The following is a 9,634-nucleotide window of genomic DNA, read 5'->3' as shown; positions in this document are numbered from 1 at the left end:
AGTCTGCCTGAGTGAAGTAGTTATTGCTCTGCTCCTTGAGGAAGTCGCGCAAAAGCGAAGGTTGTTACAGAAGCAAGGATGGGAGGTTCACATCACAAGGTGCAAGATGTGAGTAAAGCTACGAGAAGCGGGTAAGAAAGTAGTTGCAGCGACATTCCCTGGTGCCGATGGAGCCACTATCCGCTTACCAGGAGTTGATCCTGCCCCTATCATCCAGTCCAGCGATATCCGAACGGTGGATTACACGGTCTCATTTGGTGCTTTTGGCGGCCTTGGTGCCAAAGGATTTAGCTTGGATGCAGCAGACTTCACGGTTGCTCCAGAAGCAGCTGTACAAGAGCTGGCACGGCTAGGGATGGCCTCATTCAGCGATGTCAAAGTTGCTGAGTTAGAAGACATTCCTGAGCAACCCGACGGGGCTCAGCATCAATTCTTGTTGACGGACCCCCGGCAAGCCACAGACCCCAGTAACCCTAACTCTATTGGTGTGGGGCAAGATCCGGCTCAGGTTGATCGCTTCCAAGACTATGTTTTGCATGCTTATCAAGTTGCCAGTGATGCTGTACAGCGTGTGATTGACGCCGTGGGAGTCGATGAAGCTGGGGTGCCAAACAGCAACATCGTGATCACTTCTGACCACGGATTTGCGCCGTTCCATACTGCCGTCAATATGAATAACATTCTGGCCAACGCTGGGTTTGACTTGAATCAGGTCCGAGCAGCGACCAGTGGACCAGCGGTGAACATTTACATTAACCTGAAAGGGCGCGAACCAAACGGTACTGTTGAACCCAGCGAATACCAGGCACTGCAACAACAAGTTGTAAGCACGCTGAGAGGCTTGCAGGATGAAAACTTCATCTATGCCTCAGAGGAAGACATTGCTCTGTTCGACAAGATCTACCAACGCCCCATCCCTAGTAACCCCACAGCTCAGGATATTATCAACGCTACCAGCCAATTCATCGGCCAAGACACGGGCGATGTGTTTGCCCTCCTAAGCTTGGGCTACAACTTCGACGGGTTTCAGCCATCAGTCCAGCGCAAAGGCGATGAGGTGCTTCCAGGAGAGCAACAACCCATCTTCTCCGTACCCAGCTTTTATGGTGCACATGGGTATGACCCGAATCTTCCAGAGATGCAAGCGAGCTTTCTGGCAATTGGACCTGATTTTAATGCAAACGCGCTCTCTGACCTTGAAAGAGTTCGCAGCATTGATATTGCGCCCACAATTCTTGATTTGCTGGATGTAGAACCAGCGCCGACGGTAGAAGGGACATCAATCTTTAAACAAACAGGCTCGAATGATTTTGAAACAGCCCTTGAACGACTGGAAGATGATGTTCTGGGCATCGTCGATGATAATCCGCTGCTATTATCAGGCGTGAGAGATGAGATTATTGATGCCTTTAATTTCCTAGGAGAGATTGATCCGACTGCCATAAAAAATATTCTCAACTTAGATAGTGATCGCCTCCTCAATGTTGTTGATGATTGGATCACTCTTGATCAAGTCATCAATGTTGCTAATCTCGCCACTTCCTTAGGACAAGGCAGCCTCCTCTTGGGTGAAGAGGCTATCAATGCAATCTCTGGCATCAGTGACCTGGAAGCCTCCACTGCGATTGAAGGGATGAATGCAAGAACCTCAAACTTTACCTTGGCTTAATTAGATTTTGGGTGGTGTTCTAGATCTGTTGGTAACTTTTCAGAAGCCAATACCCTAGATTAGTTTCGAGCATGGTGAGCCACAGGTCTAGAATACTAACAACTTGTTTAGCCAAATCGTCCTTCAATATAGTCACGGGTGCTAGGATGGCTGGCCTCCATGAAGATCCTTGCAGTAGGACCAAACTCTACTAGACGACCGATACGTGTTTCATCTGTCGTAAAGAATGCAGTGGAGTTGGAAATACGTGAGGCTTGCTGCATATTGTGAGTGACAATCACAATCGTTAAGTGCTGGCGCAAACTGCTGATCAATTCCTCGATCTTCATTGTGGCGATCGGATCGAGGGCGGAGCAAGGTTCATCCATCAGCAAAATTTTTGGCTGTACTGCTAAGGCTCTAGCAATACAAAGCCGCTGTTGCTGACCACCAGATAATCCTAAAGCGGATTTGTTGAGATTATCTTTGACCTCATCCCAGAGAGCCGCCCCTCGTAAAGCACCTTCAACAATTTCATCTAGCTTATCTCTGGAGGGTCGTCCCAGCAATTTCACGCCATAAGCTACATTTTCAAAGATGCTCATGGTGAAAGGGTTGGGTTTTTGAAAGACCATGCCAATTTGCCGTCGTAGCTGGTTCAAATTGACACGAGAATGATAGATGTTTTGGCCAAAAAATTCGACACGACCTTTGACCTGAACTTTTCCTTCCAACTCAGCAATGCGATTCAACGCCTTAATAAAGGTTGATTTGCCACATCCGGAAGGGCCAATGATTGCTGTCACCTGTCTTGGAGGAATTGCGATCGTCACATCCTCCAAAACTTTATGATTGCCGTAAGCGAAGGTGAGACCAACCACATCAAAAGCAGGAATCAAAGGTTGTAGAACATTTTGAGAGGTAGGAAGGGTTTGGTGAGTGCTAGCATCTACTGCAGGTTCAGGGAGATCAAACGACATAATTTAGCCAAGCTTCAGGCGACTACGGGTGAGAAAACGTGAGATTAGACTGGTAACTACCACAAGTAACAGCAACACCAACGAAGCTGTCCAAGCTAATTGGCTCCGTTCGGGGTAAGGCTCGTTGTAATAGTTGAAAATGAGTACTGATAGGGAGGGGGTAGGGCTTGTCAAACCTTCCAGCCAGCTTTGGCTGAACAAGGCTGTAAACAGAAGAGGAGCTGTTTCTCCTGCTGCACGAGCGATCGCAAGCAGAATACCCGTAGTAATGCCTGGTAAAGCTGAGGTGATAACAACGCGCCAGGTGGTTTGCAGTTGGCTACCTCCCAAAGCAGCGGAAGCTAAGCGCTGAGACACAGGCACCAGCTTCAAAGCCTCTTCCGTGGTAAGCACCACAATAGGTAACATAATCACAGCTAGTGCAAATGCCCCTGCGATCGCAGAAAAGCTACGAGTGGTTAGGACAATCACACCATACGCAAACACGCCCACGACAATGGAAGGTACACCGCTCAGAACTATCGTCATAAAGCGCACGATCTTGGCCCAAGCCACATCCGCCTTAAACTCTACTAAAAAGATTGCGGTCAAGATGCCAACTGGGATACTGAGCAAGGAAGCCAAGCCTACCATTGTCAAGGTGCCTAGAATGGCATGGGCAAATCCATTGGGCATGTCTACAACTCCAGCAGGAGCGGGCAGCGATACTAGCATTTCCCACTTAAATGCAGGAACTCCTTCGGCCAAGATCTTGCCCAAAATTGCGAGTAGTGGCAGGAGCGCTAGTCCCGCTAAGCTGAAGGCGATCGCAGTCATCCCATAACTGAAGAGCACTCGACGCAGCAAGAGGGGGCAACTGAGTGTATCTACAAAATTGGCTTCTATAGAGGGTGGAGGAGTGGGAACTGAATTCGTTGACATAAGAATTTATCGACGAGACTGACTGACTACTTGAATCATCAGCACCGCTGCAACATTGACGAGCAGCGTTAGCACAAACAGGATCAAGGCCAAGTACATCAAGGCTCCGACATGTAGTGCATCTAAAGCTTCAGCAAATTCATTGGCTAGAACCGCTGGAATGGTATAACCCAAATCTAGAAGAGACAGGCTAATTTGAGGAGAATTGCCAATTACCATCGTCACTGCCATCGTTTCGCCTAAAGCGCGTCCCAAAGCCAATGTAGCTGCACCTAAAATTCCAGACCCACTTGTAGGTAGCAGCGCACCCACAATCGTTTCCCACCGAGTTGCCCCTAAGGCCATTGAAGCACTGCGAAGCTCCTGGGGAAGGGCTAGCAATATCTCTCGACTAATCGCCGCGATCGTGGGCAAGATCATGATGGCTAGGATGATCCCTGCCACCAATAAGCTGGGTCCAAAGGGTTCTGTGCTGAATAAGGGCAGCCACTTTAATAGTTGATAGAGCCACTGCTGAATAGGTTGGAGGAAGGGGATCAACACAAAGATTCCCCATAAACCCACAATGACGCTAGGAATAGCAGCTAATAACTCCAAGATAAAAGCAAAGGGCAATCGCACCCAAAGAGGCAAAAAATCTTCGCTCGTGACTAGAGCCACCGCAACGCCAATCGGTACTGCTAGCAATAGGGCGATTGCAGAGCTGACCAGGGTGCCATAGATGTAGGGCAATGCTCCAAACACCAACTCACCTACATCCCAATCTAGACTCCACAGGAATCCAACGCCAAATCGCTGTATAGCGGGTTGTGCTTGCTGAAAGATAACCCAACCTATCCACAGTAAAGTAGAGACTGTTCCCAGAGCCAAAGCTCTGACTAACCAAGTGAAGCTTTGGTCGAGCCAAAAGTTTTGTCCCCGAGCAAGTTTGAGATCAGGAATAGTAGCTTCTGGATCTAGTAGCAGCGCTAAGGAAGGATTCGTAGCGGCCTTGAGGAACTTATCAACCGATTCAGCTGAGTCAGACATAGATGAAGAGATTGAGTCAGGCTAAGCCAAGAAAGGTTTATAGAAGAGACAGGCAGAGGACATCCCTGTTGAAGATGCCCTCACAGTAGTTGTAGTTGATGACAACTTGATTGCTTGAAGCGCAGTCTACTTCACATTGCTTTTAACTACAGCTCTAGCTCGATCAGCCACAGATTTAGGAATTCGGGTGTAGTCTAGATCATCATTGAGATCTTGGCCTTCTGTTAGAACCCACTCCACCATCTTTTTGACGGCCTCAGCTTTAGCAGGATCTGAATACTGCTTGTACACCATTAGCCAAGTAAGACCTGCGATCGGATAGCCATCCGCAGGGTCTCCTTCAAAGACGCGGAAGTTGTCGGGATACTTAACTGCCGCTAGCGCTTTGTTGGCTGTTTCTAACGAGGGAGAAACAAACGCTCCCTGCTTATTCTGCACTTGGGCCGTTTGCAGCTTGTTTTGCTTGGCGTAAGCGTACTCAACATAGCCAATGCCACCAGTGGTCCGAGCGACTTGAGCGGCAACTCCAGGATTGCCCTTACCTTTGATGGGATTGGTGGTCCACTTTGGAGCTGTGCCGACCCCCACCCGACCTTTGAAATAAGGATCGATCGCACTCAAGTGATTGGTGAAGATAAAAGTTGTACCACTACCATCTGCCCGCACAACACTTTTAATTGGCTGATCAGGTAGCTTGGCACCGGGGTTGTCAGCAGCAATTTTAGGGTCATTCCAACGAGTAATTTGGCCTGAAAAAATTGCTGGTAGAACCTTACGAGAAAGCTTCAGGTTATTAACACCAGGGAGGTTATAAACAACTGCAACTGCACCGCCTGCTGTAGGAACCAACAGCACACCATTTTTTACCTCTGCCATTTGGACATCGGTCATGGCTGCATCGCTACCACCAAAGTCAACCGTGCCAGCAATGACTTGGCGAACACCGCCACCACTACCAATGGCTTGGTAGTTAATTTGCATGTCAGGATACTTCTTTTTAATTTCGGCAGCGTACCGCTCGTAAAGCGGGGCGGGAAAAGTAGCACCTGCGCCGTTTAAGGTTAATGCTTGGGCGATCGCAGTCGAAAGCGGGCCAAATGTAAGAGAAACCGTTGCAACTGAGGCAACAACTGTACGACGAAAAGCGGTCGTAAAAACAACCATATTTGCCTTGTCCTCAATCAGGAAATATCAGCAGCGATCGGTGCTTGGTCAACCACTGACAACCGTACAATTTGACCAGTTAAGCTTAAGTAAATGGATAGATAAGAGTAAGTTAAATTTGGTTGAAAAACTGTTTAATCTTTAGATTTTTGGCTATTTTTCAACTCAATTCTTAACCTTCTTAACTAAATTCATTGATATACTTTTCGATAAGATTTTCTGAGCTATCAAATAAACCTCAACTTCTGCAAGCACCAGAGGAGGTAGAGCTACCGCACCGAATAGTTACTTTAATTTCTTAGACTTTGAACAAATAACTACATGCTTTGCACAATCAAGTGAGTGAAGCACAACTCTTAAAAACACTTCAGAAAATCCTAATTTAATTCCTAGCTAAACTTGCTTTAACCAAAGATAGAATTTTGAATTAGTTTTGAATTTATTTAGCTCAAAAATTCTCTGGTCTCTTCAGTAATTAGTAGTTACCCTAAGTCCATGATCCAAGCTTATACCAACAAAAATCTCTCTGATTCTTTGCGAGTTTTGGTTCGACCAATGTTGTTGATCTCTCTTGGTCTACATGGGCTACTTTTGTTAATCCCTACAGCTGCCAACCATAAGGCTACCGCTCCAAAATCTGAAAAAACTGTCAAAATCACCCAGCTGTCCCCCACAACAAAACCTTCGACTATCAAGCCAACTGCTAAAAAACCTGTACCACAAACTCTGGCAACTATGCCAAAAGCAGTGCGTCTACCGATCGCTCGCACAGCCCAATCCCAACCGATCATTCCAGCTATTGCTAAACCACTACCGCTTGAACCCGTTCAAGCGGTAGTGGCTGACCCCACGCCTATTACTTCTAGCCCTACGCCTGCACCTACGGAGACAACCGCACCCACAGATGCAGAGGCACTCGCACCCACCGCTACCAACCCGTTAGAGGATTTTCCACACTTTCCAGGCGCTAAGGCTGGCTGTCTCGATATTCCTTCTTGCTTTCAGACAGGTAATCCTCTCGCTAAAGTAGCGGCTTATTTTGAAAAAGAGCTGCCAGCCAAACAGTATGAGCAGCGCTTAGAAATAGACGAAACAGAGCGAAAAGTTTATCAATTCTCGCGAGCAGGTTTGACCCAGTATCTCAGCTTGATTGAGATTGAGGGAACTGGAACTGTCTATGTTCTCGCTGATGCGCCCCGCACTTTAGACGAGCTGAAAAAAGCTGTAGAAGTTCCGGTTGAGTTGGGCAATGTTTTAGCACAACTAGTTCCCGAAACTGGAGCGGCAGGCATTAATGGTGAGGACTTTGCTGACAGTATCAACGCCACTCCTAAGGATTTCACAGAGCCTGAAAGGTTTTATGAGAGTTTAGGTGGTGTTGATGCAGAAGGCTTTGAGATTACCCCAACTCCCGACTCAGAGATCTACGGCGATCTAAAGGTCGTCCGAGGGCAAACGCCTGAGCAAATTCTCGTCAGCACCATAACGCCTACTCTCCAAGGTAACGGTTTTACGATTTCAGCCAATTCTTCAGGTGAGTATGGGGGAGGATTGCTTTATCAAATTCAGAAGGGTAAGTTCACGGGCTACCTGAATTTAGTACCAACCAAAGATGGCACTGGAACTATTGTCACCGTTTGGACTAGTTCTCCGATGTAACTAAGTTCTGAGTGACTCTGCTCAATGCTCCTAACAATTTCTGAAACGATTTCTGGGAAGTTCTCAGGCGATCGCTTAACTCTCATCCACAGCTAGGGAAACGCGATCGCCTCCCACATCTCGCATGGTTGCTAGCAACTTTACTACCTGTTCGTAGGGTAACTTGCTATCTGCTTTCAGAATCACTGCTCCCTTAGGATTTTGCACCAAGTAGGCTTGCATCTGTTGCGCTAGTGCTGCTTCATTGGTTGGCTGGTCAGCGAGTAAGACTTGTCCTTGCCGATTCAAGCCCACTACCAGGGGATCAGGAGTATTTTGCAGTTCTGTACTGGTATTAGCACTGGGTAGAGTAATATTGACTGTTTTTTGATTGGTCAGCGTCATGGAGACAATAATAAAGAATGTCAGAACAGTCATGATCACATCCATCATGGGAAGCAGATTTAACTCTGGCATCTCAGCTCTGTTCTGACGAGACTTAAATCGCATCTTTTTCTGTGCCTAACTTGGTGTTTAACTTAGCTGAGTTAGTGTCCTTCAACTGAAACGACCGCATCGTTAGCGGTGGGGCAGGAGGCGATCGCATATTTTGGTGAAGTTTGGCTAGGTTGGTGCGGTTCATACCAAAACTGCCGATAAATCAGCTCTAGCTCACTGCCTGCTTCTGAGAAATAGTCCATCTGTTGAGCTTGTAAGGTCACAAATACCCGAAAGCAAGCCAGAGCCATGATCGCCACAATCATTCCAGTTGCTGTCGAAATTAACGCCTCGCCAATCCCCGCAGCGGCTTTTGTTGTATCTGCTGCGGTACCGCCAGTCCCAATGTTGAGGTTGGCAAAAGTTGTGATCAATCCTGTAACAGTTCCCAACAGACCCAGCAGCGGTGCTATGCCCACAACAGTCTCTAGGAGTTTGTCGCCCTTACGCATTTTGACAAACTCTTTGTCTCCAGCCGCTTCCATGGCTAAGCGAAATGTTTCAGGAGTGGGCTGGTTTAGTTTCAAGGGTGCTAGTAAGAAGCGACCAATCGATAGATCTTGAGCTTGGTGAGCGATCGTCATCGCCTTCTCTAGGTCGTAGCGAGCAGCTTCTAAAACATCATGGACAATGCGGTCTTCTTGCCGCAGTAGTTTGAACCAAAACCAAGCTCGTTCTAGGGCACAGGCAACAGAGGCAACAGACAAACCTAAAAGGGGCCACATAACAGGACCCCCCACTAAGAATAAATCAAATACTTTAGCCATGATTTCTTTAGAAACAGCCAGCTCTTCAGTTCTTGACTGCAATCAATTCACCGTCTACAGAATACCTGAGCTATGCTCCCTACATAGTTAAGGCAGCGTAAGCAAAAAGATAACTTGCGGTTAAGTTCTATTCCTATAAACTTCTTCAGCAGTTATTAGATTACTTTTGGCAAACTTTATGATGGCAATTTCAAGTGTCAAATAGCTTAAAACCTTTAGTGAAGTTATCTCTATCTGAAGTTTGCTCAGTTTTCTCTGTGACGATGACTTCATTTCCTGGGGACCCCGTTTTGCTCATCGTGGTCGTGCCTCTCGCCGGTGGCAAGGAACCGGAACCTCGGCGATCGCAACCTTCAGGCATGCACCACTTGAAATCGCACTGACCGACGCACTGACCGATGGTCACAGTGGGCTTTGGCCCAGGGAACGAGCAGAATTGCTGGAAAACCAACCGTTAGGTAGTCGCTCACGACTCAGTCCAGCCGTTAAAAGTGGAGAGTTGCGATAAAGATCAGGAGTTTGTATTGTGAGTAAACAGCAAAAGCAGCCAGATAACAGCGCTCTGACTCGGAAGGAGTCAGATCAAGCAGATGCCAAGCTGCTTCAGATCGACGGCAATCGTCCGATTGATGAGAGTGATCTTCAGGTAGAGAGGATTTTGCCCATTGATGGCAATCGCCCCGTCGTGGCGGATGACATCCGGGTCCTTGCCACGATTGAAGTCGATGGCAGTCGTCCGATTGTGGCCAGTTCCTTAGAGTCGACCGAAACTCTGGGCATTGATGGCGATCGCCCCATTACGCCGAGCCATTTGGATGTGAAAGCAGTGGTTGACGAAGATGGCAAACGACCAATTGCCGCAGATAAAGTGCAAACTCGCAAGACCTTTTCTCTCGATGGCGATCGCCCCATTATGGCAGATGAGCCAGAAAAGCCGGATATGCTCCGAGACTACATTGACTAGTAGGGACTGCTCCACATTGGGGGTG

Annotated in this window: 10 protein-coding genes; 4 read left to right on the top strand and 6 right to left on the bottom strand. The window is 47.6% G+C overall.

Translation table 11 applies throughout. The annotated features are described in order from the left end of the window. Positions 1-235 precede the first annotated feature (235 nt). Entirely contained in the window at positions 236-1,669 is a 1,434-nt protein-coding gene (locus H6F68_RS21735) for an alkaline phosphatase family protein (RefSeq protein ID WP_199300233.1), read from the top strand. Between the two features lie 107 nt (positions 1,670-1,776). On the opposite strand, the gene pstB is transcribed toward H6F68_RS21735, so the two are convergent. From pstB to pstS, 4 genes are all read right to left on the bottom strand, one after another. Next, on the bottom strand, positions 1,777-2,547 hold the full coding sequence (pstB, locus tag H6F68_RS21730) for a phosphate ABC transporter ATP-binding protein PstB (RefSeq protein WP_399314823.1): 771 nt from the start codon (positions 2,545-2,547) through the stop codon (positions 1,777-1,779). 84 nt (positions 2,548-2,631) lie between these two features. Next, entirely contained in the window at positions 2,632-3,549 is a 918-nt protein-coding gene (gene pstA / locus H6F68_RS21725) for a phosphate ABC transporter permease PstA (RefSeq protein ID WP_190562219.1), read from the bottom strand. Positions 3,550-3,555: 6 nt separating this feature from the next. After that, entirely contained in the window at positions 3,556-4,578 is a 1,023-nt protein-coding gene (gene pstC / locus H6F68_RS21720) for a phosphate ABC transporter permease subunit PstC (protein WP_190562217.1), read from the bottom strand. A gap of 126 nt (positions 4,579-4,704) precedes the next feature. Further along, complete coding sequence (pstS, locus tag H6F68_RS21715; protein ID WP_190562215.1) at positions 4,705-5,742, bottom strand: phosphate ABC transporter substrate-binding protein PstS; 1,038 nt, start codon at positions 5,740-5,742, stop codon at positions 4,705-4,707. 735 nt (positions 5,743-6,477) lie between these two features. Between pstS and H6F68_RS21710 the strand changes: the two genes are divergently transcribed. Next, a complete protein-coding gene (locus tag H6F68_RS21710; RefSeq protein ID WP_190562213.1) occupies positions 6,478-7,401 on the top strand; it encodes a hypothetical protein in 924 nt (307 codons plus the stop codon). A gap of 75 nt (positions 7,402-7,476) precedes the next feature. Here H6F68_RS21710 and H6F68_RS21705 read toward each other — a convergent pair whose 3' ends face one another. Continuing rightward, on the bottom strand, positions 7,477-7,890 hold the full coding sequence (locus H6F68_RS21705) for a biopolymer transporter ExbD (protein ID WP_190435342.1): 414 nt from the start codon (positions 7,888-7,890) through the stop codon (positions 7,477-7,479). A gap of 38 nt (positions 7,891-7,928) precedes the next feature. Beyond that, complete coding sequence (locus H6F68_RS21700; protein WP_242065608.1) at positions 7,929-8,603, bottom strand: MotA/TolQ/ExbB proton channel family protein; 675 nt, start codon at positions 8,601-8,603, stop codon at positions 7,929-7,931. Between the two features lie 283 nt (positions 8,604-8,886). Between H6F68_RS21700 and H6F68_RS21695 the strand changes: the two genes are divergently transcribed. Both H6F68_RS21695 and H6F68_RS21690 read left to right on the top strand, forming a co-directional pair. Next, positions 8,887-9,153, top strand: a complete 267-nt coding sequence (locus H6F68_RS21695) for a hypothetical protein (RefSeq protein WP_190562209.1) — start codon at positions 8,887-8,889, stop codon at positions 9,151-9,153. An 18-nt stretch (positions 9,154-9,171) separates the two neighbouring features. Beyond that, positions 9,172-9,609 carry a hypothetical protein gene (locus tag H6F68_RS21690; protein WP_190562207.1) on the top strand — a complete coding sequence of 146 codons (438 nt, stop codon included), beginning with the start codon at positions 9,172-9,174 and terminating at the stop codon, positions 9,607-9,609. The last annotated feature ends 25 nt before the right edge of the window (positions 9,610-9,634 follow it).

Origin of the sequence: Trichocoleus sp. FACHB-262 (genome assembly GCF_014696035.1) — a bacterium.
In the GTDB taxonomy this organism is placed as follows: domain Bacteria; phylum Cyanobacteriota; class Cyanobacteriia; order FACHB-46; family FACHB-46; genus Trichocoleus.
The sequence above is the reverse complement of the archived record's forward strand: the minus strand, read 5'-3'. Positions and strand labels throughout refer to the sequence as shown.

Bases quoted from the DNA above. Each gene is read 5' to 3' on its own strand.
- pstC (WP_190562217.1), bottom strand. From the start codon at position 4,578: ATGTCTGACTCAGCTGAATCGGTTGATAAGTTCCTCAAGGCCGCTACG.
- pstA (WP_190562219.1), bottom strand. From the start codon at position 3,549: ATGTCAACGAATTCAGTTCCCACTCCTCCACCCTCTATAGAAGCCAAT.
- pstS (WP_190562215.1), bottom strand. From the start codon at position 5,742: ATGGTTGTTTTTACGACCGCTTTTCGTCGTACAGTTGTTGCCTCAGTT.
- H6F68_RS21705 (WP_190435342.1), bottom strand. From the start codon at position 7,890: ATGCGATTTAAGTCTCGTCAGAACAGAGCTGAGATGCCAGAGTTAAAT.
- H6F68_RS21710 (WP_190562213.1), top strand. From the start codon at position 6,478: ATGCCAAAAGCAGTGCGTCTACCGATCGCTCGCACAGCCCAATCCCAA.
- H6F68_RS21700 (WP_242065608.1), bottom strand. From the start codon at position 8,603: ATGTGGCCCCTTTTAGGTTTGTCTGTTGCCTCTGTTGCCTGTGCCCTA.